General features: G+C 47.7%; 29 protein-coding genes and 1 other annotated feature (1 of these 30 running past the window's edge). Of the genes, 4 read left to right on the forward strand and 25 right to left on the reverse strand.

The window, feature by feature from the left end:
• Positions 1 to 33: 33 nt before the first annotated feature.
• The 4 genes from ACKTRM_RS12630 to ACKTRM_RS12645 form a co-directional block, all read right to left on the reverse strand.
• Positions 34 to 360: a LapA family protein gene (locus ACKTRM_RS12630; protein ID WP_012118087.1), complete on the reverse strand. Its 327-nt coding sequence runs from the start codon at positions 358 to 360 to the stop codon at positions 34 to 36.
• A 63-nt stretch (positions 361 to 423) separates the two neighbouring features.
• Positions 424 to 921 carry a cation:proton antiporter regulatory subunit gene (locus ACKTRM_RS12635; RefSeq protein WP_012118088.1) on the reverse strand — a complete coding sequence of 166 codons (498 nt, stop codon included), beginning with the start codon at positions 919 to 921 and terminating at the stop codon, positions 424 to 426.
• Positions 922 to 1,052: 131 nt separating this feature from the next.
• On the reverse strand, positions 1,053 to 3,272 hold the full coding sequence (gene secDF / locus ACKTRM_RS12640; protein ID WP_012118089.1) for a protein translocase subunit SecDF: 2,220 nt from the start codon (positions 3,270 to 3,272) through the stop codon (positions 1,053 to 1,055).
• A 36-nt stretch (positions 3,273 to 3,308) separates the two neighbouring features.
• A complete protein-coding gene (locus ACKTRM_RS12645; protein WP_007408189.1) occupies positions 3,309 to 3,605 on the reverse strand; it encodes a post-transcriptional regulator in 297 nt (98 codons plus the stop codon).
• Positions 3,606 to 3,720: 115 nt separating this feature from the next.
• Here ACKTRM_RS12645 and spoVB point away from each other — a divergent pair, with 115 nt between their 5' ends.
• Complete coding sequence (gene spoVB / locus ACKTRM_RS12650) at positions 3,721 to 5,277, forward strand: stage V sporulation protein B (RefSeq protein WP_007408188.1); 1,557 nt, start codon at positions 3,721 to 3,723, stop codon at positions 5,275 to 5,277.
• 7 nt (positions 5,278 to 5,284) lie between these two features.
• Here the strand turns inward: spoVB and ACKTRM_RS12655 are convergent, their stop codons facing one another.
• Positions 5,285 to 5,941, reverse strand: coding sequence for a DUF421 domain-containing protein (locus ACKTRM_RS12655; protein ID WP_003152699.1), 657 nt, complete (start codon positions 5,939 to 5,941; stop codon positions 5,285 to 5,287).
• Between the two features lie 166 nt (positions 5,942 to 6,107).
• Here ACKTRM_RS12655 and ACKTRM_RS12660 point away from each other — a divergent pair, with 166 nt between their 5' ends.
• Positions 6,108 to 6,494, forward strand: coding sequence for a TIGR04086 family membrane protein (locus tag ACKTRM_RS12660; RefSeq protein ID WP_003152697.1), 387 nt, complete (start codon positions 6,108 to 6,110; stop codon positions 6,492 to 6,494).
• 51 nt (positions 6,495 to 6,545) lie between these two features.
• Here ACKTRM_RS12660 and yajC read toward each other — a convergent pair whose 3' ends face one another.
• The 13 genes from yajC to nadB all read right to left on the reverse strand — a co-directional run bounded on the left by yajC (position 6,546) and on the right by nadB (position 17,494).
• The gene (yajC, locus tag ACKTRM_RS12665; RefSeq protein ID WP_041482206.1) at positions 6,546 to 6,824 is read right to left on the reverse strand and encodes a preprotein translocase subunit YajC; all 279 of its coding nucleotides are present in this window, start codon (positions 6,822 to 6,824) and stop codon (positions 6,546 to 6,548) included.
• A 12-nt stretch (positions 6,825 to 6,836) separates the two neighbouring features.
• Positions 6,837 to 7,982: a tRNA guanosine(34) transglycosylase Tgt gene (tgt, locus tag ACKTRM_RS12670; RefSeq protein ID WP_007408186.1), complete on the reverse strand. Its 1,146-nt coding sequence runs from the start codon at positions 7,980 to 7,982 to the stop codon at positions 6,837 to 6,839.
• Positions 7,983 to 8,009: 27 nt separating this feature from the next.
• On the reverse strand, positions 8,010 to 9,038 hold the full coding sequence (queA, locus tag ACKTRM_RS12675) for a tRNA preQ1(34) S-adenosylmethionine ribosyltransferase-isomerase QueA (protein WP_012118092.1): 1,029 nt from the start codon (positions 9,036 to 9,038) through the stop codon (positions 8,010 to 8,012).
• 25 nt (positions 9,039 to 9,063) lie between these two features.
• The gene (locus ACKTRM_RS12680; RefSeq protein ID WP_023357061.1) at positions 9,064 to 9,264 is read right to left on the reverse strand and encodes a DUF2905 domain-containing protein; all 201 of its coding nucleotides are present in this window, start codon (positions 9,262 to 9,264) and stop codon (positions 9,064 to 9,066) included.
• Positions 9,257 to 10,261: a Holliday junction branch migration DNA helicase RuvB gene (ruvB, locus tag ACKTRM_RS12685; protein ID WP_007408185.1), complete on the reverse strand. Its 1,005-nt coding sequence runs from the start codon at positions 10,259 to 10,261 to the stop codon at positions 9,257 to 9,259. Before ruvB ends, ACKTRM_RS12680 begins: the two co-directional genes overlap by 8 nt.
• 10 nt (positions 10,262 to 10,271) lie before the next feature.
• On the reverse strand, positions 10,272 to 10,877 hold the full coding sequence (gene ruvA, locus ACKTRM_RS12690) for a Holliday junction branch migration protein RuvA (RefSeq protein WP_003152683.1): 606 nt from the start codon (positions 10,875 to 10,877) through the stop codon (positions 10,272 to 10,274).
• 134 nt (positions 10,878 to 11,011) lie between these two features.
• Complete coding sequence (locus ACKTRM_RS12695) at positions 11,012 to 11,521, reverse strand: intercompartmental signaling factor BofC (RefSeq protein ID WP_012118093.1); 510 nt, start codon at positions 11,519 to 11,521, stop codon at positions 11,012 to 11,014.
• A 131-nt stretch (positions 11,522 to 11,652) separates the two neighbouring features.
• The gene (locus tag ACKTRM_RS12700) at positions 11,653 to 11,772 is read right to left on the reverse strand and encodes a hypothetical protein (protein ID WP_023357063.1); all 120 of its coding nucleotides are present in this window, start codon (positions 11,770 to 11,772) and stop codon (positions 11,653 to 11,655) included.
• Positions 11,773 to 11,905: 133 nt separating this feature from the next.
• Positions 11,906 to 12,499, reverse strand: a complete 594-nt coding sequence (locus tag ACKTRM_RS12705) for a YhcN/YlaJ family sporulation lipoprotein (RefSeq protein WP_014721606.1) — start codon at positions 12,497 to 12,499, stop codon at positions 11,906 to 11,908.
• A gap of 147 nt (positions 12,500 to 12,646) precedes the next feature.
• A complete protein-coding gene (safA, locus tag ACKTRM_RS12710; protein WP_012118096.1) occupies positions 12,647 to 13,867 on the reverse strand; it encodes a SafA/ExsA family spore coat assembly protein in 1,221 nt (406 codons plus the stop codon).
• Positions 13,868 to 13,993: 126 nt separating this feature from the next.
• On the reverse strand, positions 13,994 to 15,097 hold the full coding sequence (gene nadA, locus ACKTRM_RS12715) for a quinolinate synthase NadA (protein ID WP_012118097.1): 1,104 nt from the start codon (positions 15,095 to 15,097) through the stop codon (positions 13,994 to 13,996).
• A 1-nt stretch (position 15,098) separates the two neighbouring features.
• Entirely contained in the window at positions 15,099 to 15,947 is an 849-nt protein-coding gene (nadC, locus tag ACKTRM_RS12720) for a carboxylating nicotinate-nucleotide diphosphorylase (RefSeq protein WP_012118098.1), read from the reverse strand.
• On the reverse strand, positions 15,929 to 17,494 hold the full coding sequence (gene nadB / locus ACKTRM_RS12725; RefSeq protein WP_012118099.1) for an L-aspartate oxidase: 1,566 nt from the start codon (positions 17,492 to 17,494) through the stop codon (positions 15,929 to 15,931). The genes nadC and nadB overlap by 19 nt, the downstream gene beginning before the upstream one ends.
• 105 nt (positions 17,495 to 17,599) lie before the next feature.
• On the opposite strand from nadB, the gene ACKTRM_RS12730 reads away from it, so the two are divergent.
• Both ACKTRM_RS12730 and ACKTRM_RS12735 read left to right on the forward strand, forming a co-directional pair.
• The gene (locus ACKTRM_RS12730) at positions 17,600 to 18,751 is read left to right on the forward strand and encodes an IscS subfamily cysteine desulfurase (RefSeq protein WP_012118100.1); all 1,152 of its coding nucleotides are present in this window, start codon (positions 17,600 to 17,602) and stop codon (positions 18,749 to 18,751) included.
• A complete protein-coding gene (locus ACKTRM_RS12735) occupies positions 18,748 to 19,290 on the forward strand; it encodes a transcription repressor NadR (RefSeq protein ID WP_012118101.1) in 543 nt (180 codons plus the stop codon). The genes ACKTRM_RS12730 and ACKTRM_RS12735 overlap by 4 nt, the downstream gene beginning before the upstream one ends.
• 26 nt (positions 19,291 to 19,316) lie before the next feature.
• Here ACKTRM_RS12735 and pheA read toward each other — a convergent pair whose 3' ends face one another.
• The 7 genes from pheA to rplU form a co-directional block, all read right to left on the reverse strand.
• Positions 19,317 to 20,174 carry a prephenate dehydratase gene (gene pheA / locus ACKTRM_RS12740; RefSeq protein ID WP_003152668.1) on the reverse strand — a complete coding sequence of 286 codons (858 nt, stop codon included), beginning with the start codon at positions 20,172 to 20,174 and terminating at the stop codon, positions 19,317 to 19,319.
• Between the two features lie 13 nt (positions 20,175 to 20,187).
• The gene (gene thrR, locus ACKTRM_RS12745) at positions 20,188 to 20,631 is read right to left on the reverse strand and encodes a transcriptional regulator ThrR (RefSeq protein WP_007408173.1); all 444 of its coding nucleotides are present in this window, start codon (positions 20,629 to 20,631) and stop codon (positions 20,188 to 20,190) included.
• Between the two features lie 53 nt (positions 20,632 to 20,684).
• Positions 20,685 to 21,971 (reverse strand): GTPase ObgE, encoded by a 1,287-nt coding sequence (gene obgE / locus ACKTRM_RS12750; RefSeq protein WP_007408172.1) that lies wholly within the window; start codon positions 21,969 to 21,971, stop codon positions 20,685 to 20,687.
• Positions 21,972 to 22,002: 31 nt separating this feature from the next.
• The gene (locus tag ACKTRM_RS12755; RefSeq protein WP_007408171.1) at positions 22,003 to 22,581 is read right to left on the reverse strand and encodes a sporulation initiation phosphotransferase B; all 579 of its coding nucleotides are present in this window, start codon (positions 22,579 to 22,581) and stop codon (positions 22,003 to 22,005) included.
• Positions 22,582 to 22,898: 317 nt separating this feature from the next.
• Entirely contained in the window at positions 22,899 to 23,183 is a 285-nt protein-coding gene (rpmA, locus tag ACKTRM_RS12760; protein WP_003152662.1) for a 50S ribosomal protein L27, read from the reverse strand.
• Positions 23,184 to 23,195: 12 nt separating this feature from the next.
• Positions 23,196 to 23,537, reverse strand: coding sequence for a ribosomal-processing cysteine protease Prp (locus ACKTRM_RS12765; RefSeq protein WP_012118103.1), 342 nt, complete (start codon positions 23,535 to 23,537; stop codon positions 23,196 to 23,198).
• A gap of 2 nt (positions 23,538 to 23,539) precedes the next feature.
• Positions 23,540 to 23,848: a 50S ribosomal protein L21 gene (gene rplU, locus ACKTRM_RS12770; protein ID WP_003152660.1), complete on the reverse strand. Its 309-nt coding sequence runs from the start codon at positions 23,846 to 23,848 to the stop codon at positions 23,540 to 23,542.
• Positions 23,849 to 23,861: 13 nt separating this feature from the next.
• Positions 23,862 to 23,899 (reverse strand) — a sequence feature (ribosomal protein L21 leader region) (it continues 36 nt past the right edge of the window).

Genomic DNA, 23,899 nt, shown 5'->3' on the forward strand with positions numbered 1-23,899 from the left:
ATTATACTAGAGCGGACTGAGGGGTTTCAAATGTTATTCTGATCCTTTTTTCTCTTCAAGCATTTCTTCCGGCGGCGCGGCTGTTTTTTTGCCGTCCGAATCAGCCGTCAATTCAGCCGCAGATCTGTTTTCTTTCCGCAGGATTTTAATTTCGCGCTTCAGCTTCATCACTTGAAAGATACCGGCTGAAAACACGATCAGCGCTCCCATTAACACAGAGCCTAAAATGACTAAAATCAGCGGCCATTCAGCGGTTCCGAACAGATAATCAACCTCAACCGCCCGCACGTTAATGACAGCAAAGATGGCGACAATCAAAGTAAATAGTAAAGCGAATATAATAGTCCATTGTTTATTCATGCGTCTGCCCCCAATTGTTCATTCTTATCTTTTCCCCCATTTTCCCGGGAGTAAACCCCGGTCTCAGGAAATCCGGGCCGTTAATTGCTCGCGGACCAGCTTTTTCAGTCCGCTTCTTTCTCCCGATATGACGAGGGTGTCCCCTTCTTCAATTACGGTATCAATGCCGGGGCTCAGCTGTTTTTGCCGGTTTTTCTTTACGATCGCAATAATCTGGACGTTGTAATGTTTCTTGATCTCCAAATCTCCGATTGTACGGCTGACAGCCGGTGCATGAGATTCGGCTTTAAACCACTCAATGACGAGGTCATCAAGCGCGACTTCCACAGATTCCAGCGCTTTCGGCTTATACGTCATCCCGCCTAAAATTGCGGAAATCTGCCTCGCCTCTTCGTCGTTAAATTCAACGGATGCCAAGCATTCGTCATGATCATTCTCATCGAAGTAATAGAGCTCTTTTCTGCCGTCATCATGAAGAATAATACTGATTTTATCGTGATTTTTCGTAATGACTTCTACTTTCTGTCCGATGCCCGGAAGCTCCGACTCACGAACGTTCATAAGAACCCTCCTACATGTTTTTACAATGATGATTGATTATGTAAGCGTATGTCATTATAGCAAATGCAGGTTTTAAGTTCAATGCGGCCTAAAAAAACAGGCTGCCTTCCGGAAGACAGCCTGTTCCCATTTTACTCTTCGATTGATTTTTTCCCTTTAAATTCTTTACCTTTCCATACAAGCCACAGCTGTGCGGCGATGTAAAGAGAGGAATAAACGCCCGTCAATAAACCGACCAATAAAGCGACGGAGAAGTTTGTAATTGACGATGAGCCCAAAATGAGCAGCACGACGACAACAATCACAACAGTCAAGACCGTATTGATCGAACGTGTAAAGGTTTGCTGCAAGCTCAGATTCACGATATATTCCAGATCGGCAAATGACTTCGGCTTACGTTTTTTCATCTGCTCGCGTATCCGGTCAAATGTAACGATCGTATCATTTATCGAGTAACCGATTATGGTGAGAATAGCGGCGATAAAGGTGACATCGACCTCCAGCCTTGTAATGCTGAAAAACGCGATGATAAAGAAAGCGTCATACAGCAGGGATACAATTGCGGCGACAGCCATTCTGTACTCGAAGCGGATTGACACGTAAATAATGATGCCGATTGATGCAATGGCGACAGCATATAAAGCATTACGGGCCAGTTCTTTTCCGACTGTCGGCGATACCGTGCTGACGTTTGGTTCAGACCCGTATTTGTCCTTAAAGTACGTTTTGATTTCAGCGATTTTTTCTTTAGATGGCTCTCCGACAAACCGGGCCGCGGCAACATGGTTCTCTTTACCAGAAAGCACGATGTTTTCCGGTTCCATGCCGAGAGAATCAAAATCTTTTTCAACCTGATGTGCCGTCAAAGAATGATTGCTCTGCACGTCAATCCGCGCGCCGCTTGCAAAATCGATTCCCAGGTTGAGTTTAAAGACCAGCAAGATGATAATCCCCGCAATGGTTACAGCGCTTGAGAAAATAAAGAAATATTTTCGCTTGCTCGTGAAATCCCATTTTTGGAATGCCGTATGCGGTTCAGTATTTTCGTCGGTCTTCTGAATATCCATAATGTGTTTTTTCTTGACGCCGAACCAGCTTTTTTTCCGGTCAAGCCATCTGCTTTCCACAAGAAGGGCGAGCAGGAATCTTGAAAGGAAGACAGCTGTAATAAAGCTTGTCAGAATTGACAGAATCAGCATCGTCGCAAACCCTTTTACAGAGCTTGTCCCGAAAATAAAGAGCACGACCGCTGCGATGATCGTTGTAATGTTCGCATCGAAAATCGTCGCGAATGACCGTCTGTTCCCTGAACGGAAAGCTGAGCGGACGGATTTGCCGAGTTTCAGTTCTTCTTTTATCCGTTCATAGGTGATGATGTTGGCGTCAACCGCCATCCCGACACCCAAAATGAGCGCCGCAATACCCGGAAGCGTCAGCACCGCCTGCATCCAGTCAAACACTTGAAGCGTAATATATACGTATACAGAAAGCGTAATTACCGCTATGAGTCCAGGCAGTCTGTAATAAAGCAGCATAAATAAGAAAACAATTGCAATACCGATGATGCCGGCCTCTACCGTATCATGCAAAGCCTGCTGTCCGAATTGCGCCCCTACTGAAGTAGAGTATTTTTCGGTCAGTTTCACAGGCAGCGCGCCCGCGTTTAAAATATTGGCCAAATCCTTCGCTTTTTGAACGGTAAACTGGCCTTCAATTGTGACATCCTTCGTGTTTAATTCCTGGCTCACATTCGGAGCGGATACATATTTCGGATGTTTTTTGCCGACTTCTTTTTTAAATGAATCGCCTTTTTGGTAATCAAGCCAGATCACAAGCTGATTATTAGGCGCCATTTTCTTGACTTTTTTCGTCACTTCGCCGAACTTATCCGCATCCTTCAGCTTAACGCTGACAATCGGTTCGTTCGTCGTCGGATCAAAGGTTTGCTTCGCGCCGTTTTCCACGAGATCAGAGCCGTTTAACAGCTCTTTATCATTCGTATCCCTGAACGAGAGCTGCGCTTCCGTTGACAGAATTTCGCGCGCCCTGTTCTGATTCGTGACGCCCGCCAGCTGTACGCGGATGCGGTTATTTCCTTCAATCTGAATGTTCGGCTCGCTTACGCCGAGAACGTTAGCCCGGCGGTTCAGCGCCTGCACCGTGCTGACGAGCACGTCTTTTGTGATTTTATCGCCTTTTTTGACGGGCTGCACATCGTACAGAACTTCAAACCCGCCGCGTAAATCCAATCCTAACGTAATATTATTGGCAGCCGGTTTTGTAAAATACCCCAGCCCTGTGCCGATCAATAATACGATCAGGAAAAACGCAATCAAGCGTCCTTTTTTCATTATGTATTTCCTCCTTAAACCTATGCCGTCAAATCATTATCTCAGCAGTTCATCTAAAGCTTCCTGACCCTCATCGCTTTCCAGCCAATTAGACGACTTAAAAGCTTCAACGGTTGCATAGTTCATAAAATCGCCAATTTTAACTGATAAAATATGACCGGCCAATTCATGCAGCGGCAGTTCCTTTTTCTGTTTCCACTTTTTATGTATTAAGTATGACCATAAACTCTCGTGCTCAACATCATCGTATCCGAGGATTTTGAACTCTTCAAGTTTACTGTACAAGAAAGGCCGCAAATGATCTTTGTACATTTCGGCGGGATGTTTCTCCACTGGGCGCTCGCTCCTTTTTCCATTTTTCTCGAAGACTTGTCATGCTCGGACGACATCGGCGCATATCTTTATTGTATATGATTCCAGGTAGTTTGAGAAGGCAGGGGTTTATAAAATGGCAAAACAGACTTTTTTAAGAGGCACTCTTATTCTCATCGCAGCCGGGATGATTACGAGAATGCTCGGCTTTGTCAACCGGGTGGTTATCGCCCGGTTTATCGGTGAAGAAGGGGTCGGTTTATACATGATGGCTGCCCCGACATTTTTCTTGGCCACCACTTTGACTCAATTCGGCCTCCCCGTTGCCATCAGCAAACTTGTCGCTGAAGCGAGCGCGCGGGGGGACCGGCAGAAAATGAAACACATTTTAGTGATGTCGCTTACCGTCACCGGGATATTAAGTCTCATCTTCACGCCGCTGTTTTTATGCTTTGCGCCGATTATGTCCGAAACGATGCTGACGGATCAGCGCACGGTTTACCCGCTTCTGGCGATTACGCCCGTCGTGCCGATTATCGCGATCTCCAGCGTGCTGCGCGGTTACTTTCAGGGCAGGCAGAATATGAACCCGCTGGCGTTTTCCCAAGTGCTTGAGCAGATCGTGCGGATTTCACTTGTCGCGGTCTGCACGACGGTGTTTCTGCCGTACGGGATTGAATATGCCGCAGCCGGAGCTATGATTTCGTCTGTCATCGGGGAGCTTGCCTCTCTTATTTATTTATTCATTTGTTTTAAAGCAAATAAAACAATCAGAATCAGAAAACAATTTTTCAAGTCGATTGCAAATGGAAAAGAAACCTTCCGCCAGCTGATGAGCGTGTCGCTCCCGACAACCGGAAGCCGCTTCATCGGAAATTTATCTTGGTTTTTTGAACCTATTGTCGTCGCGCAGAGCCTTGCGATTGCAGGAGTGGCCACCGCTGCCGCCACCAGCCAGTACGGGGAGCTGACCGGATTTGCCATGACGGTTTTGACGCTGCCCAGCTTTATAACCTATTCTCTGTCAACGGCGCTTGTTCCTGCGATCAGTGAAGGAATGGAGCAAAAAAAGCTGCAAGTTGTCGAATACCGTCTGGAACAGGCGATGAGGCTGTGTCTTTTAAGCGGAGGCATTTCGGTGGTTATTTTATTCTCTTTCGCTGATGAACTGATGTCCGTCATGTACGGATCAACTAATGCGGCGGTATTTGTTAAAGTGATGGCGCCGTTTTTTCTGCTTTACTATTTTCAGGGGCCCCTTCAGGCGGTGCTGCAGGCTCTCAATTTAGCCGGGGCCGCCATGATGAACAGTTTTATCGGCGCCGCTGTCAAAACTGGCCTAATTTTTGTTTTGGCGACCAGGCCTTCCTTGGGCATCATGGGCGCCGCACTTGCGATTGTAACGGGGATGGTCCTTGTCACCCTGCTGCATGCGGCCACCGTAAGCAAGGTGCTTCCGATCAGCATTAAAATAAAAGAATACGCGCTCTGTTTTGCCGTCATATTCATTTGCGGCTATGTCAGCCGCATCATCAAACACGCCGTTCATTTTTCAGGGTCAGAGGCTGTTAATCTCACAGGCTGGATTGCAATGACCGCGATTTTGTATATAGCGCTTCTTCTGTTATTCAGGCTGATTAAAAGGGAAGAGCTGATCCGGATTCCGGTCATCGGCAAGTTCGTGACGCGGTGAAACCGATTCACGGCTCCCCTTTTTCATCTTTAAGATCAATAAAAAAAGCGCCGTCCGTAAACGTGCAGAATGATATAACCGAAAGATCGCGATATCCTCTTTTTGCTAAATTTTTTTCGAGCCAGTGTTTATCTTTCCCGATTCTGTCCAGATGCTCGTTCTGAATGACCCCGTCAACGATAAGCGATGTTTCCATCTGCTTATCCTTATTGTTTTTCTTTTTGACGATCGACAGTTTGCCTGAAGACTCCAAAATGGCATATGACACGTCAGAGATTCTATCGATGTTATTCTCCCTCAGCTGCATAAGAAGATCGTCAAAATTGTAGCGCTGTGATCTCATCGCCCGTTCATCAATTTTTCCCTGTTTTATAATAATGGTGGGTTTTCCGTCAAGCAGCTGCCGTATTTTTTGGCTTTTGAGCGAAATAAAAGCAAGGCTTACTTGAATAATCATTAAAACGACAATCGGCACAATCGTATGCAAAAGCTTATCTTTTACATTTTCAATTGCCAATACGGCAATCTCGGCAATCATAATGGAGACGACAAGGTCTAAAATGCTCAGTTCTCCGATTTCCCGTTTTCCCATCAGTCTGAAAATCACAAGAATGATAAAATAAAGCACAATCGTACGAAACGTAATAATGAAAATATCTTCCATATCGCACCTCCAACGGTCATAGCATTTGCCATCGGCTCTGAATTATGTAAGAAACGGGCTGAACATCATGCATTTACGTCTAATTCGAACATTCAGAGAATACATTTAGAAAAAGACGGGCTCCGGCTTGTCATATATCAGGCCGCAGGGCGGAGAGGAGATAAAAATGGAAGAAACGAAACAAGTGGGAAGAGGCGTCTTGTACGGCTTAGTGGCTATCTTTGCGGTGATGCTTCTTACGAGTTTGGCGATTTCGCTTTTACTGACAGTTACCTCAATGGAAGAATCATCTTTCAGCTGGCTGATCACCGCGCTTTCTTTTCTTTCTTTATTTGCGGGAGGTTTTATATCGGGCGGCAAAGCGAAGGAAAAAGGCTGGATGATCGGAGCGTTAACCGCCGTCTGTTTTTCATTAATCATCTTGCTGTTTCAATATTTAGGGTTCGGAAAAACGTTTACATCCGGTCAGCTTTTGTTTCATCTCGGCTTTTTGGGAGTCAGTATGCTGGGCGGCATTTTCGGAGTGAATTTGAAAGGAAGCAGATCAGCGTAATAAAAAAAGAGCGGATTCTCCGCTCTTTTTTTGTATGTATGAGCTTCGCTGTTATTCAGCGGAAGCTTCTCTGATTGCGCGGCGGTCAAATGTTAAACGGGTGTTATCACCTGTTTTAATGACGACCTTGCTTTCATCAATTGACTCAACAGTGCCGTGCAATCCTCCGATTGTCACCACTGAATCCCCTTTTTTCAGCTCTTCCTGCATCTGGCGTACGGCCTTCTGCTGCTTTTGCTGCGGACGGATGAGCAGGAAATAAAGCACTGCAAACATTAAAATAATAGGAACGATTGTGCCTAAAGTACCCAACTGTTTCCCTCCTTTCATGAATGGTTTTATTTAGAAGCTTTTCGCATTTGGCTTATTATAGCCGTAACGCTCAAAGAACTCTTCTCGGAAATCACCAAGACGATCCTCCCGGATGGCTTGTCTGACCTGCTCCATTAAGTGTAACAGAAAATGAAGGTTATGGTAAGTTGTTAATCGAATTCCAAACGTTTCATTACAGCGGATCAAATGTCTGATGTAAGCGCGGGAGTAATTTTTGCATGTATGGCAGCTGCACTCTTCATCAATCGGACGGAAATCACGCTCATATTTGGCGTTTTTCATATTCAGACGCCCTTCATTCGTAAACACCGTGCCGTTTCGGGCAATCCGGGTCGGCAGTACGCAGTCAAACATATCCACGCCGCGGATGGCGCCGTCAATTAAGGCATCCGGTGAACCCACACCCATTAAATATCTCGGCTTGTCCTTCGGTAGAAGCGGAGTTGTAAACTCAAGCACTCGGTTCATGACGTGCTTCGGCTCGCCGACAGATAACCCGCCTATGGCATACCCCGGAAAATCAAGCGAAACCAAGTCTTTTGCACTTTGTGTCCGCAGGTCTTCGTATTCTCCGCCCTGTACGATTCCGAACAGCCCCTGCTCATCTGAGCGCCCGTGCGCCTCCAGGCAGCGTTCCGCCCAGCGGCTGGTCCGTTCCACAGAGCGTTTCATGTAATCATACTCTGCCGGATACGGCGGACACTCATCAAACGCCATCATGATATCAGAGCCGAGGGCGTTTTGAATTTCCATCGCTTTTTCCGGAGATAAAAACAGCTTGTCTCCGTTTAAGTGATTGCGGAAATGAACGCCTTCTTCTTCTATATTACGAAACTTGCTCAATGAAAAGACCTGAAAACCGCCGGAATCCGTTAAAATCGCGCGGTCCCAGTTCATAAACTTATGAAGCCCGCCCGCTTCTTTTACAATGTCATGTCCCGGGCGGAGCCATAAATGGTACGTATTGCTTAAAATAATGCCCGCATCCATAGATTTCAGCTCGTCCGGAGACATCGTCTTTACCGTAGCAAGCGTGCCGACCGGCATAAATACAGGCGTCTCAAAGGAGCCGTGGGGCGTATGGACTCTGCCCAGGCGCGCTCCCGTTTGTTTGCATTCCTTTATAAATTCATAACGTATCGGTTGTTCAGCCACTTTGTATGAGGCCTCCTGTCATTCAAATTAGATAATCAGCATGGCGTCGCCAAAGCTGAAGAAACGATATTCCTCTTCTACCGCATGACGGTAGGCGGAAAGAACATGCTCTCTGCCGGCAAGCGCAGAAACGAGCATGATAAGGGAAGATTTCGGCAGATGAAAATTGGTGATCATGCCGTCAATCGCCTTAAATTCATATCCCGGATAAATGAAGATGGACGTCCAGCCGCTTGAAGCTGTAAATTCGCCGTCATGCTCGCCGGCAATGGTTTCCAGGGTGCGCGTGGATGTCGTCCCGACCGACACAATGCGCCCTCCCGCCTTTCTGACCTCGTTTAAAGAGGCGGCGGTTTCTTCCGTCATTTCATAAAATTCCGCGTGCATGTTATGCTCTTCCACATCATCCGCACTGACCGGGCGGAATGTGCCGAGTCCCACATGAAGTGTGATAAATTCAATCCGCACACCCTTTTGCTTCAGCTCGTCCAGAATCTCTTCCGTAAAATGAAGTCCGGCCGTCGGAGCTGCCGCAGATCCGATTTCTTTTGAAAAGACGGTCTGATACCGTTCTTTATCATCAAGCTGCTCTTTAATATAAGGGGGCAGAGGCATTTCACCGAGTGATTCAAGCACTTCGTAAAAAATCCCGTCATACCGGAATTCTATTTTTCTGCCTCCGTGATCAAGCTCCTCCGTGCAGACCGCTGTCAGCCGGCCGTCGCCAAATGTCAGGACCGTTCCTTTTTTTACGCGTTTCGCCGGCTTTACGAGCGTTTCCCATGTATCATTTTCTTCCTGTTTTAATAACAGAAGCTCCACTTTCGCTCCCGTATCTTCTTTTGTGCCGAATAATCTTGCAGGCAGCACACGGGTATTGTTCAAGACGAGGCAATCCCCTTCATTAAAAAAGCTTACAATCTCTTTAAATGAACTGTCCGTCAGCCCGCCCGTCTGTTTGTCGAGCACCATCAGCCGCGATGCGTCACGCTCTTTAAGCGGCACTTGGGCAATGAGGCGTTCAGGCAGTTCAAAATCAAATAAATCGACTTTCATCATTTCACCTTAATTCTGTCTATTGTTATTTCATTCTGCCGAAAAAATTAAGCAGAATGGATAGTATCACACTGATCACAATACAAGTGACAACGGGAAAGAAAAATGTAACATTTCCCTTCTTAACGAAAATATCTCCGGGCAGCCTTCCGACAAAGTGCCAGACTGCGCCGACAATAAGCAAAACGGCACCGAGAACCATGAGAACCTTCGGAAAGTCAGTCACGGGCGGGCGCCTCCAATCGAAAATGTTCATACACAGCCGGAGTCACGACCCGTCCCCTCGGCGTCCTCTGAAGAAATCCGATCTGCAGCAGATACGGTTCGTACACATCCTCTATTGTATGCGGTTCTTCGCCGATTGTCGCGGAAATCGTATCAAGGCCGACGGGACCGCCGCTGAATTTTTCGATCATGCCCATCAGCAGCTTATGGTCGATATGGTCAAGGCCGAGCGCATCGACTTGAAGACGTTCGAGCGCGTCGTGAGCGATTTCTTCCGTGATGCGGCTGTCGCCGAGCACCTGGGCAAAATCTCTCACCCTTCTGAGAAGCCGGTTTGCAACCCGCGGCGTTCCCCTTGACCGTCTGGCGATTTCCAGAGCCGGTGCTTTTTCGATATCCACTTCAAAAACGTCAGCCGTTCTTGACACGATATCTGTCAGCTCTTCCTGCGTATAGTATTCAAGGCGCGACAGCACCCCGAACCGGTCTCTGAGCGGTGCGGTCAATAATCCGACCCTTGTCGTTGCTCCTACAAGCGTAAAAGGGGGAAGGTCGAGACGGACGGAGCGGGCGGACGGGCCTTTTCCAATGACGATATCAAGGCAGAAATCCTCCATCGCCGGGTACAGCACTTCCTCAATTGAGCGGTTCAGCCTGTGAATTTCGTCTATAAACAGCACATCCCCTGGTTCGAGCGCCGTCAAAATGGCTGCCAAATCTCCCGGTCTTTCGATGGCGGGACCTGATGTCGTCCGCATCTCCACACCCATCTCATTGGCCACGATAGACGCAAGCGTTGTTTTCCCGAGACCCGGAGGCCCGTATAAAAGAACGTGGTCCAGCGTTTCCTGCCTCATTTTCGCCGCATCGATAAACACGCGCAGATTTTCTTTCACCTTCTTTTGGCCGATATACTGGGCGAGATTCTGCGGCCTGAGGCTTTGCTCGATTATTGATTCATGGCTGTCTGCTTCACTTGAAACGAGCCGTTCATCCATGAACATCACCTTACTTTAATAATTTTTGCAATGCTTTTTTCACATATTGATCTGTTGAAAGCGCCGTTTCCTCTTTTAAGTGAGGAAGCACTTTTTTAATTTCTTTTTCGGCGTAGCCGAGAACCCGGAGCGCTTCAAGCGCCTCGTCAAGCGCCGTTTCAGCCTCTTGTTTTTCAATGCGCGCTTCATGATTGAACAGGTTGTCAATCATTTCAGGCACGACGTCGGCCAGTTTGCCTTTCAAATCAAGAATAATCTGCCGCGCCGTTTTTTTGCCCACACCCGGAAATTTCACCAAAAAGGCTTCATCTTCCTGTTCGATCGCTTCGATGACGGCTCCGGGATCACCGGAACCGAGGATGGCGAGCGCCCCTTTCGGCCCGATGCCGGTGACGTTCAGCAGCTTTGTGAAAAGCGCTTTTTCTTCCCGGGTTGAAAAACCGTACAAAGAAAAGGCATCTTCTTTTATATGATGATACGTAAAAATGGTCTCTTGATTGCTTACCTTATAAATAAACGGATTCGGAGTGAAGACCTGATAGCCGATTCCGCCGTTTTCAATCACGATGTATTGGGGAGATACATAATCAATCGTCCCCTTCACGAATTCAATCACACCTATTCACCTCTTTGACTGCTTATCATTGTAACACAAAAACAGCCAAAGTCTTATAGAAAAGTTAACGTATGTTCGCTTTGACACCTTCCATTCAGAAAAAAAAGACATGTGTCACATGTCTTGCGTCAAAGTCAGCCGCTGTAAGTCTTAATATGATCGATCACGCTCTCAAACTCCGCTTTTGTCCTGTACGGTATGCCGTGTTCCAAGTGCTTTTGCAATCGGCTTTCCAGTCTTTCTATATCAATCTGGAAGAAAGATTGAATCGGCTCGGCCAGCGATCCGGGACGGCCGTGAAAAGTGGAGATGACGCCCCCGTCCGTGACGCCGATATAACCGTTAACCTTACTGAGCGGAGAAATGTCATCAACATGCTTACGGAAAAGGACGAAGCCTTTTTTCTGCTCAACGAGCGTCCAGCCCGCATATGCGGCCCAAAAATCCTCCATCGCCAAAACGGTTTCATCCGTATGTTCGATGCCGACATCACCGTCCAGATAGACCTTTTCCAGCTGGACGTGCACCCGAAGCGGCCCGTAATGCTCGACCTCCGCCCCGTATGCGCCTTTTCCTCCGCAAATCAGGACTGCAGCCGATAAGATAAGCATAAACAATAGACGAGCACCGCAAATTCGTTTCACCAATAACACCTCTTTATTCAATCAAACTCTTGATGCTAGTTTGACCAAAGATGCCGGTGCTTAACCGTTTTCTTTCATTTGTCTGTTTCAGCCGAAAAAAGCAGCTCTCTAAATGAGGGCTGCTGCGATGATTATGCCCGGCCGGCTGAAATCAGTTTCATTTGTCCGGGCGTCAGTTTGAGCCGGTATCCCCTTACGGTCAGATACACAGTTTTTGCTCCGCGGCTTTTGTCACGCTCCGTTTTTTTCATCCCGGCCCCTCCGTTACGTTTTATTACTTTTATGTTAACACCGCAATATAAAGAGTGTTTTAAGAATATGTAAAGAAATGATGAAGCTTTATCCATAAAAATACTGCCGGATGAAATCATCCGGCAGTCCCGTTTAACGGCTGTTTCTGTTCATGTCTTGCAGCTTTGTAAAAGTAGCGTTGTCGGTAAACACTTGAATTGTACGGCCGTCCGCGAACTTTTTGGCCGCATGTTTGACATGTTTATCATCATTTTTCGTAAAAGGATGATTTGTTCTGACGGCAATGACGACTCTCGTGTCAGTCACGATGACCTGACTATCCTGTACGCCTTTTACTTTTTTCACGCGGTTTGCAACTTTTGCCGCCAACCTGATGTTTTCGGCGTTGTCATACCCATTATAAGACATTGCTGCCGGCGGCGTATTGACATTTCGGCCGTTATATGTGCCGTCCGTCGTTAACGGAACCCCGTCATTAGGCGCGTACTGGTCGGACACATTTGTCGTATTATGACGGCCGTTTCGGTTTTCCATCATTTCAGAAACGGGTCCTTGATGGTCCATTCCGTACTGGCCTCTGCCGTTACCATTATCATTCGAATAATATCCGACCGGACGTGTTGACTGATTGTAGCGTCCGTCATTCATGGCATTATTTGCTCCGCATGCCGTTAAGCTTGCCGTCACGGCTAAAACGCCCGCGATCGTCATCAGTTTTTTACCCAATGGAAAAACCCCCCGTGGATTCATCGCTGTTTGAGCGTTTTCCGCTCATGTTTAGGATGTGCGGCGGGCGGCGGGTTTAAGCTTGTCAGTTATGTCCATTCCTCAGTTGGACATAAAAAAAGGAACGACATACATCGTCCCGAAACATTAATCTTCTTCTTCTTCCGGCCGTCCGAATACTTGATTTGGACTCGGCTGATTCGGCGCGGCATTGGGATTTGCTCCGCCATAAGGCATAAAATATCCGGCACTTGCGCCCATATTCGGATACGGCTGCACAGGCATATTTGCGTGATGATGATGTGAACCATGATGATGTGAACCATGATGATGTGAACCGTGGTGATGATGGTGGTGGTGATGTGAATCATGGCAGCCGCAATCATCATCCTTATATTTTCCATCATGATGAGGCGCGTTTGCGTAATGTGACGAATATCCGCCGTAATACGGCATTTGACCGTACGGAGCACCGCCGAAACCAGATGCAGAACCATCATAATGCTCTGCATTTTCATGGGCCTGGTTTTCATATTCACCGTAACCCGCTTGCGGCCCAAATCCCGGATGATGGAATCCGTACGGTAACGGCATCGGCATGACCGGAAAGCCTCCAAAACCTCCTCCAAAACCGCCGAAACCTCCGCCTACCGGGAAGCATGGATGGCATAGTCCCGAACCCGGCAGCATCGGTGTCACCGGAACCGGACAAGGACAAGGCATGCACGGCATCGGGTAATGCATAAAAGACGGTTCAACGGCCGGCATATTCGGAAACGGGACATTCGGAATGTTTGGCATGTTCGGCAGATGATAAGCGGCGTTTTCTTCTTCCATCTTTCCGGCTTCAGGCGCCTTTGGCATATTCGGGTAATTCGCGTTTTCCATGTTGATCATTTCCTCCTGTTGTGGAATGTTATTGTCATGCTCTTTTTCTTTCGGCTCGACAAAATGTGTCACCGGTTCCTCCGGCTTAGGAGGCGACCACGGCTGAAACAGCTGATTGGACGGGTAATATTGGTTCATATCAGCTTCCGGCAGCACATTTTCATGCTTTTCAGGGATTGGCGGCACATACGGAATTGACGGCTTTGGTTCTTCCGGTATGGTGTCTTCAATGTCCACAACTGATTTCGGTTTTTCTTTGGCATATGGATGCTCATGCTTATGCGCAGACGTTCCGAAGCCGGCCTTAGGTTCTTTTCTGACCGGAACGGCTTCTGAAGGCACCTTTATCTTCATTCCAGGCATAATTAAGTCTGGATTGCTAAGCTGATGATTCAGTTTTTTTAACTCTTCAAGATCAACTCCGTATTTTTCAGCTATTTTCCAGAGCGAATCGCCTTTTTGAACGATATGAATTTTCAACGTTTTCCCCTCCTATGCACAAAACGTGAACGGTACATTTGTCATTACAATACGTTTCTTCACACTATATGCCGATGGACTGGGCATGATGATAAAAAATTTGGGAAGGAGGGGAAATTTTTATAATTACGTATGACTCAGCATTCTGTTCAAAGCACGAAGCGCTTCTGTCCGAACCGCTTCCGGAACTTTAATGACACCCTTCGGCTCGCCTTTTTCAAGCTGCTCAAGCGACCACAATAAATGCGGCAGGTCGATTCTGTTCATTGTCAGACACGGACACATATCGGGATTCAATGATTCAATCTGTTTATCCGGATGCGAGTGAATGAGGCGCTGGACAAGATTCATTTCCGTGCCGATCGCCCACTTGCTTCCCGGTTCAGCCTGTTCGATCGTATCAATAATGTATTTGGTAGACCCGCTGTCGTCACTGAGCGAGACCACTTCCCGCGAACATTCCGGATGAACGATAATGCGGATGCCGGAATCCCGCTGCCGCAGCTGAGAAATATTTTCCGCTGTAAACTTTTCGTGTACGGAGCAATGCCCTTTCCAAAGGATAACCTTAATGTTTTCCGGATGGTCAGTAAGCAATCGGTTCTGCACCGGGTCCCATACAGCCATTTCTGTCAGCGGAATGCCGAGGTCATAGGCCGTATTTCTGCCTAAATGCTGATCCGGCAAAAATAAAATTCTCTCTTTTTGTTTAAAAGCCCATTTCAGCACACTCCGGGCATTCGAAGAGGTGACGGTCGCTCCCCCGTGCCGTCCGACGAATGCTTTAATTTCCGCCGTCGAGTTAACATATGTTAACGGAATGATGGTGTTACCGTACAGTTCTTGAAGCTCTTGCCATGCTTTGTCCGTCTGCTGAATATCTGCCATATCAGCCATCGAGCATCCGGCGCGCATGTCGGGCAAAATGACGGTTTGGTTATCATCAGTCAGCATATCAGCGGTTTCCGCCATAAAATGCACGCCGCAAAACACAATATATTCCGCCTCTTTATTTTTTTCTGCCACTTGAGCAAGCTGCAGGGAGTCACCTGCCGTATCGGCGAATTGTATTACTTCGTCTTTTTGATAGTGATGCCCCGGAATGAACAGGCGCTTTCCGAAAGCCCGTTTAATGGCGGCGACCCGCTTTTCCATTTCTCCAGTGCTCATGTCTTTATAATGGCTCGGCATCATTTCGGCTGATGCAGTTAGCACGTCAAAAATAGACATCTTAAAAATCCCCCTGTTCCGCTGCCTCAACATCCATGCTGATGTCGGCGCTTTTTACTGAATGAGTCAGAAATCCGAGTGAAATATATTGGACCCCCGTTCCTTTATAAGCGGGCAACGTGTCGAGCGTTATGCCTCCGGATGCTTCCGTTTTGATATGGCCCGGTGTCATACCTGCAAAACGCCGGACGGACTCAGGCGGACAGTTGTCAAACATAATAACGTCTGCACCCGCTTCTATTGCCTCGAGCAGCTGCTGTTCGGATTCGATTTCGACTTCCACCGCAAGCATCTGCCCCGCCGTTTTTCTTGCCCGCTCCATGGCCGCCCTTATCGATCCGCAGGCGGCAATATGATTATCTTTTATCATGATGCCGTCATATAAGCCGAAGCGATGATTAAAGCCGCCTCCGACCCGAACGGCGTATTTTTCCAGCATTCTGAGCCCGGGTGTCGTTTTTCTCGTATCACAAAGCTTGATGGACGGATCATCAAGACGCCTTTTGGCCTCATCCGTCATTGTCGCAATGCCTGACATTCTTTGTATGAGATTCAGAATGACCCGCTCCCCCGTAAGAAGAGCCGCCGCCTGGCCTTCTATTTCAGCGAGCACGTCTCCTTTTTTCATCCGTTCTCCGTCTTTTTTCAGGGAGCGGATGCGGATGTCATCGTGTAAAAGCTTCCATCCTTCACGGATAACGGCTTCTCCGGCAAACACGCCGTCTGTTTTTGTGATGATTCGCGCTTTACATTGCTGATCAGAAAAAATCGCTTGTGACGTGACATCACCCGTTCCGATATCTTCCTGAAAAAAATGAGTCAGCATTTGTTTCAGCTGCAGAATGTCCATAGTTCCCCAATCCTTTCGTTTTTTCTGATAGCTGTTCCAGATGTTGAATGAATGATTTGTTTTCCGTGCCACTCTTTCTCCGTCCCGGGAAAATCAGCGCGAAAATGAGCCCCCCTGCTTTCTTCCCGAATAAGGGCTGAGGTCACAACAAGTTGCGCAGTCTTCCATAGGCAGGATAGCTCGGCTTGTTCTATTGTGATTTCCTTCACATTTATATGACGCACAGATACGTTGTTAAGCCAGGATGCCAGCGCCTGCATGTTTTCTTTTTCCCTGACAATGCCCGCTCCGGTTGTCATTTTGGCTTGGAGCACATGAAGCGTTGTGTCCGGCACTTGTAAGATGACGTCAGATTTCTTCGGGGTTTTTTTATATCTTCCGTTTAACGGTGTTTGAGTGATATGTTCAGCACATCGTTTCCCGCTTGCCAGCGCTTCCAGCAGTGAGTTGCTCGCAAGGCGGTTCGCCCCGTGCAATCCTGTGCAGGCGGTCTCGCCTATGGCGTACAAATCAGGCACGGACGTTTTCCCCCATGTATCGGCTTTTACTCCGCCCATTAAAAAATGCATTCCGGGTGCTACTGGAATCCCGCTTTCAAGATCAACACCGGCTGTTTGACAAATACCTGTTATGGTCGGAAAACGTTTCTTAAAATCGGCTATTCGGCTGCAATTTATAAAAACAGGATTTTCTTTCATCATTTCTTCATAAATCGCCCGTGAAACCACATCCCGGGGCGCCAAATCTTCAAGCGCGTGTCTGCCAGCCATGATCCTGCGCCCGAAGCGATCCGCTAAATATCCGCCTTCTCCTCTCACTGCTTCAGAAATCAGGCCGTACACAGTCCCGTTTTTCACAAGGAGGGTCGGGTGGAACTGGGTGAACTCCATATCCGTGATCTCAGCTCCCGCGCGGAAGGCAAGAGCGATGCCGTCTCCCGTTATGGCGGAATCATTTGTGTGATATTGGTACAGACTGCCGCAGCCGCCTGATGCAAGCACTACACAATCCGCTCTTCTGTAAGAAACAGCGCCTGAAGCATCCTTTACGGCAACACCTGCGCATCGTCCGTGTTCAATCAGCAGATCAACAACCGTCTCGTGTTCAATGATCCGTATGCCGTCCCTCAGCTGCTGAACCAGAAACTCAACTAACATCCGTCCGGTCGCATCTCCCCCGGCGTGCAGAATCCTCCTTTTGGAATGAGCGCCTTCCCTGCCGAGACAAAACGTTCCGTCCGACTTCGTATCAAAAGGGAAATGGCCTTCTATCAGCCTGTTTATCATGCTCTGTCCGCTTTTCAGCAAATGCCGCACGGCTGTCACGTCATTGTGTCCGCACCCCGCATACAGTGTATCGTTCACATGGGATTCTATCGAGTCATCTTTTGCGTATGAAACAGCAATCCCGCCTTGAGCATAATGCGAATTGCTGTTCGTTACGTTTCTCTTCGTGATGACGGTCACTTGGTATGACGGAGGAAATGAGGAAGCACAGGCAAGGGCCGCCGTCCCCGAACCAATGACGATAATTGTTTTTTCAGACATACATCACCCTCCTGTTATATTTACACCTGTCTTGACACCTATATTTACACAACGATAAAATAAACTCAAGCTTTTTTTAACATAAACGGATAGGAGACGGGCTGTATGATTTATCTTGATTACGCGGCGGGAGCGCCTTTAAGCAAAGAAGCCGCGAAAGTCTTTCAGCATCTCAGCACAGAGGTATACGGCAATGCAAGCAGCCTTCATGACGCCGGAGGAAGAGCGGCGGACGTGCTGGAATATTGCAGACATTCTGCAGGCAAATTGATCGGCGGAGCGGCAGACGGCATTTACTTTACAAGCGGCGGAACGGAAGCGAACATCCTGGCCGTCCAATCATTGCTGCAGGGTCTGCCCGATCACAAAAAACATTTTATTACGACCGCAATGGAACACCATTCGATCCATAATGCCGCGGCGTTTTTAGCTGACCGTGGAATTGATGTCACCATCATATATCCCGACGAAAACGGCCTTATAACCGAGGACATACTGGCGGCTCATATCCGTCCTGACACGGGGCTCGTTTCCATACAGCACGCGAATTCAGAAACCGGCCTCATCCAGCCTGTGAATCGTCTGGCCGCTTTTCTTCACCAGAGAAACATTTTGCTGCATTGCGATTGTGTTCAAAGTTTCGGCAAACTGCCGATTGATGCGGATCAGGAGGGAATCGACGCCCTTTCCGTCTCCGGTCATAAAGTATACGGCCCGAAAGGCACCGGGGCTGTTTACATTCGGCCCGGTGTCAGCTGGAACCCGGTTTATCCGCATACCGTGCATGAAAACGGGTTCAGGCCCGGTACGGTGAATGTGCCGGCCATCGGCGCTTTTACCGCTGCTGCGGAGTATGCAGTGAAACATATGGAGGAACACCGTGAGCATGCTGACAGGCTGAGGAATTATTTGTATGACCAAATTCGGCGTCAAGGCCTCCCCATTTCATTTTCAGAGGAAGAAACCGGCGGTGAATGCCTGCCCCACATTGTCGGGTGTTTTTTTCACTCCTTTGAAGGACAATATATTATGTTAGAATGTAATCGTAACGATATTTGCATCTCAACCGGGAGCGCATGTTCCGCCGGCAGCCACGGCCCTTCTTCAGCTATGAAGGCGCTGAGAAAAACCGAACGGGAAGCGCGGCAGTTTTTCCGGATCTCATTCGGAAACGAAACAACATGTGAACAGCTCGATATGCTGATACATACATTTACGGCGCTATGGGAGCAAAAGAAAGGAGAATCAGGAATTTGACAGAAGGAACGAAGCTTACTGGGGAGAAAAGACGCGACATGCTGCTTCATTGGCTGAAAGAAGCCGGCTCGCCATTAACAGGAGGCGAATTGGCCAAAAAAGCAAATGTCTCAAGACAGGTGATCGTGCAGGACATATCGCTTTTGAAAGCAAAAAACGAGCCGATTATCGCGACGAGCCAAGGCTACTTATACATCAGCATGAATGCCGGCGGCGAAAAAAATGCCGAACGGATTGTCGCCTGTCTGCACGGACCGGAGCGGACGGAAGAAGAGCTTGCACTCATTGTCGATGAAGGCGTCACCATAAAGGACGTCATAATTGAACACCCCGTATACGGCGATTTAACCGCCGCCATAAGAGTCAGTACACGGAAAGAAGTCAAACAATTCATGGATCACATTAACTCGACAAATGCCGCTTACCTTTCACAGCTGACCGGAGGCGTGCACCTCCATACGTTAAGCGCCCCGACAAAAGAGCGGATTGACCAAGCCTGCCAAGCGCTGGACGACGCGGGTATTTTAATAAAAGATTAAAAAAAAAGCCCCCTGAAGGGCTTTTTTTATATCGAATAGGATTGATATGTTCCCAGAAGCTTGACCCGGCAGCCGAGGGCTTCCATCTCTTGAACGGCACCGGGAATGAGAACCTGATCCATCGCCTGTTCAATATCAATAATAAAGAAATAGTTGCCGAGACCCGTTTTTGTCGGGCGCGATTCGATCTTTGATAAATTCAGGTTTCTCCATGAAAAAGCGGACAGCACCCTGTGCAGCGCACCTGATTGGTCATCTTGGGGAAGCGTTACCATCATCGTCGTTTTCGGCCGTGAAGACAGTTTCGCATTCACTTCGAATGAGACGTCTTTTTCAGGCGAAAGAATGACAAATCTCGTGTGGTTGTCCTGATAATCCTGAATATCCCGCTTCACGATGCTCAATCCGTATGTAGCGGCGGCCATTTCATTTGCAATCACGCCGATCGGAAGGTCCGAATGCTCACTGACATACTTGGCAGCCGCACCTGTTGACTTCGCATACTCATAAGGAACGGACGAAAAATGCCGGTGAAGAAATTTGTGGCATTGCGCAATCGCATGGGAATGAGAATAAATTTTCTCAAGCTTTTTCCACTCATTTTCTCTCGAAGGGTGAACGAGCAGATGCTGGTGAATCGGCAGCGTCATTTCCCCCACGATCGCAAGAGGCTGCTCATGAATCAAATAGTCAATCGTTAAGTTAACCGAGCCTTCCAGCGCGTTTTCCAAAGGAACAAATGCAAGATCAACTTCTCCCGCAACCGCCGCATCCATGCATGCCGGTATTGTTTGATAAGGTGCTTGTGTCACGCTGTTTTGAAAGCAGGAACTGACTGCTAGATGTGTAAATGTGGCTTCTGGCCCTAAATAACCGACTTTCATGTCTCTTCTCTCCTTACGCGCCTGACCCTAAGATCTCAACTTTTTCTATAAAATCAAATTTTCTCAGTTTATTCATTAACGTATGAATGTTTTCTTCCATTGCGGACGTACTGATTGAGAGCGTGACATTCGCCCTGCCCTGAAGCGGAATCGTCTGGTGAATGGAAAGCACGTTGCTTCCTGAGTCAGCCACCGCCTGCAAAAGCTGGGATAACGCGCCTGACCGATCCTCCAAATGAAAGAAAAGTGTGATTATTTGTTCTTTAACCATCGTGTAAAAAGGGAAAACCGCATCTCGGTATTTGTAAAAAGCGCTTCTGCTTAAATCAACTTTCTGCACGGCATCTGCAACCGATTCAGCCTTTTTTCTGTCCAGCAGCTTTTTGACTTCAAGGGTTTTCCGCATCGCATCAGGCAGAACGTCTTCACGCACTAAATAAAATGTCTCTTCTTTCACCTGCACCCCTCCCTTTTACATCAGAGAGCCTGCATTGCAAGCTCTCCGTTTTTTTAATCAATAAATTCAAATTCAAATTCCAGAAGCCGGATGATATCGCCGTCTTTAGCACCGCGTTCTCTGAGCGCTTCATCAACGCCCATACCGCGCATCTGTCTTGCAAAACGCTTGACGGATTCGTCACGGGAGAAATCAGTCATTTTAAAGAGGCGTTCCAGACTGTCACCTGAAAGCACAAACGCACCGTCCGGATCACGGGTAATGTTAAATGGAATTTCTTCGTCTTCCATCGTGTACATTACGCGGTTTTCCGCCAGTTCTTCTTCATCATACAGCGGGAATTCAGGCGTTGTTTCCAGCTGGTTGGCGACTTCAAACAGAAGATCGCGGAGCCCTTCTCTCGTCACCGCGCTGATCGGGAAGACAGGATGGTCATCCTGAAGCTTTTCTTTAAACGCTTTAAGATTTTCAGCCGCTTCGGGCATGTCCATTTTATTCGCAACGATAATTTGCGGACGCTCCGTCAGCCGCAGATTATATTCACTGAGCTCCTGATTAATGGTGACATAATCCTCATACGGATCACGGCCTTCCATCGCTGACATGTCAATGACGTGAACGATGACGCGCGTCCGTTCGATATGGCGGAGAAATTGGTGGCCTAAGCCGACTCCTTCATGCGCTCCTTCAATCAAACCGGGCAGATCCGCCATGACGAAGCTTCTTCCGTCATCCGTTTCCACCATGCCCAGATTCGGAACAAGCGTTGTAAAATGATAATCGGCGATTTTCGGCTTTGCCGATGAAACGACAGACAGAAGCGTAGATTTTCCGACGCTCGGGAAGCCGACGAGACCTACGTCTGCAAGCACTTTCAGTTCAAGCACGATATAGCGCTCTTTTCCGGGCTCTCCGTGCTCTGACAGCTGCGGTGCCGGGTTGGCCGGTGTCGCAAAGCGGGTATTTCCGCGTCCGCCGCGTCCGCCTTTTGCGATGACGGCACGCTGCCCATGCTCAGTCAGATCGGCAATGACCTGTTTTGTATCGTCATCCGTTACGACTGTGCCGGGCGGAACTTTAACAACCATATCGTCCGCATTTCTGCCGTGCTGGTTTTTAGACATGCCGTGCTCGCCGCGTATCGCTTTGAAATGCCGCTGGTACCGGAAGTCCATGAGCGTGCGCAGTCCTTCATCAACCTCAAAAACGACGTCGCCTCCATTACCTCCGTCACCGCCGGCAGGCCCGCCTTTCGGCACATATTTTTCACGGCGGAACGCAACCATTCCGTTACCGCCGTCGCCGCCTTTTACATATACTTTCACCTGATCTACAAACATAATATCCTCCGTTCTAAACCGTAAAAAACCGCTAGTTCATTCCAATTTCGGCCACACATTCATGGCCGGTCAGCTCAAATTGCATGACATCAAAGTCCTCATGCCGGGATTTGCGAAATTCATCAAACACATCTGCATTTGCAATCGTTCCATGAAAATCGAGATATACAATAAGCTGTCTGTCAGGGTGATCCGTCTGCAGCGATACGGTCAGATGATTTTCACTTTCATTATTTACCGCCAGACCGAACAGATGAAACAGTTTTCTCATCAGGTTCGACAGCTTTTGATCATATGCCGATAAATCTTTAATTTCTCCGAGCACTTCGTATTCGAGCCTCATATAACGGGACTTCCAATTAAATGTAAGAAAGTCAAACGCCAAGTGCGGGGTTTTCAGGTTTGAGAGCTTTGATTCGTGCTTTGCATCTATGACCATTTCGTCAATAATTTCAACGACCCTGTCATACTTCTGCAAACTTAAGTTTCCTTTTATCAGCTGCAGCTTATTCATCCAATCATGACGGAAATGGCCCATTAATTGGATCAGCTCATTGATCAGAGCCGCATCGCTTACAGGTTCTTCTTGTTTCTTCGATACATCCTTCATTTTCGCACTCCCAATCGTTTAATTTCTTTTTAGGAGTCTTGATAAGTGTGTACTATGAATTATAACAGAGAAGGCTTTGTTAAAAAAACACTTGTTTTTCCTGGTTCATCATGTTCCTTTTTCGGATCGCATACAATGCGGATGCCAGGCAGAAACATTTTTGGTATCACTGCTTGGGGAACATATCCAGTGGGTATGGGAAGCTGATGTCCTCATTCAAGGCGGGGTTCACTCACGCATCCTCTGCTTTTCATTCTTGATGTTACTCCGCTTACTGCAAAAAAAACTCCAGTCAACGACCGGAGTTTTTTGTGTCATTATTGAGCTACAGGATATACGCTCACTTTTTTGCGGTCACGGCCGAAACGTTCGAATTTAACAGTTCCGTCGATTTTAGCAAAAAGAGTGTCATCTCCTCCGCGGCCCACGTTTTCACCTGGGTAGATTTTCGTTCCGCGTTGACGGTAAAGGATAGATCCGCCTGTTACGAATTGACCGTCTGCACGTTTAGCGCCTAAACGTTTAGATTCAGAGTCACGTCCGTTCTTTGTAGAACCTACACCTTTTTTAGAAGCGAAAAACTGAAGATCTAATCTAAGCATGTAACTCACCTCCTATATTTGGTTTGCAGTCAACCGTAAGTGTTCACTGTAATCCCGCTCGATCGTTTCAAGAGAAACAATCATGCCTTCAATCAGCAGCTGCGCTTTTTGCAAAGCTTCCTGATCAGCGGCTTCAGGGAATTCAAAGTAGAAATAACCCCCGTCCTCGCCTATATCAAGAATCGGTTCGAGAGGAGCCAGCGCGATAACCGCATTGACCGCTCCGAAAACGACAGCCGTGACCCCGGCGCATACGAGATCTCGTCCATGTTCAGCAAAATCGGCATGTCCCGTCATTTCAAAGGACAAAATGCCCCCGTCATTCCGGGATCTTCGAATTGTTGCCTCAATCATGCTTACGCGTTGATTTTTTCGATTGTCAATTTAGTATAAGGCTGACGATGACCTTGTTTTTTATGAACATTTTTCTTTGGCTTGTAACGGAAAACAGTGATTTTTTTCGCACGGCCTTGTTTTTCAACTTTAGCTGTAACTGTCGCGCCTGCAACTGTTGGGTTGCCGACTTTCACGCTGTCTCCGCCAACAAACAATACGTCTTCAAACGTCACTGTTTCACCTGCTTCAGCAGCAAGTTTTTCGATGTAAACAGTTTGACCTTCTTCAACTTTGATTTGTTTTCCGCCTGTTTTAATGATTGCGTACATTCTCTGCACCTCCTATTAGACTAAGACTCGCCAGCAACAGGGGGCTTTAAA

The sequence above is a fragment of the Bacillus sp. D7-8 genome (genome assembly GCF_052055895.1).
Lineage (GTDB): Bacteria > Bacillota > Bacilli > Bacillales > Bacillaceae > Bacillus > Bacillus velezensis.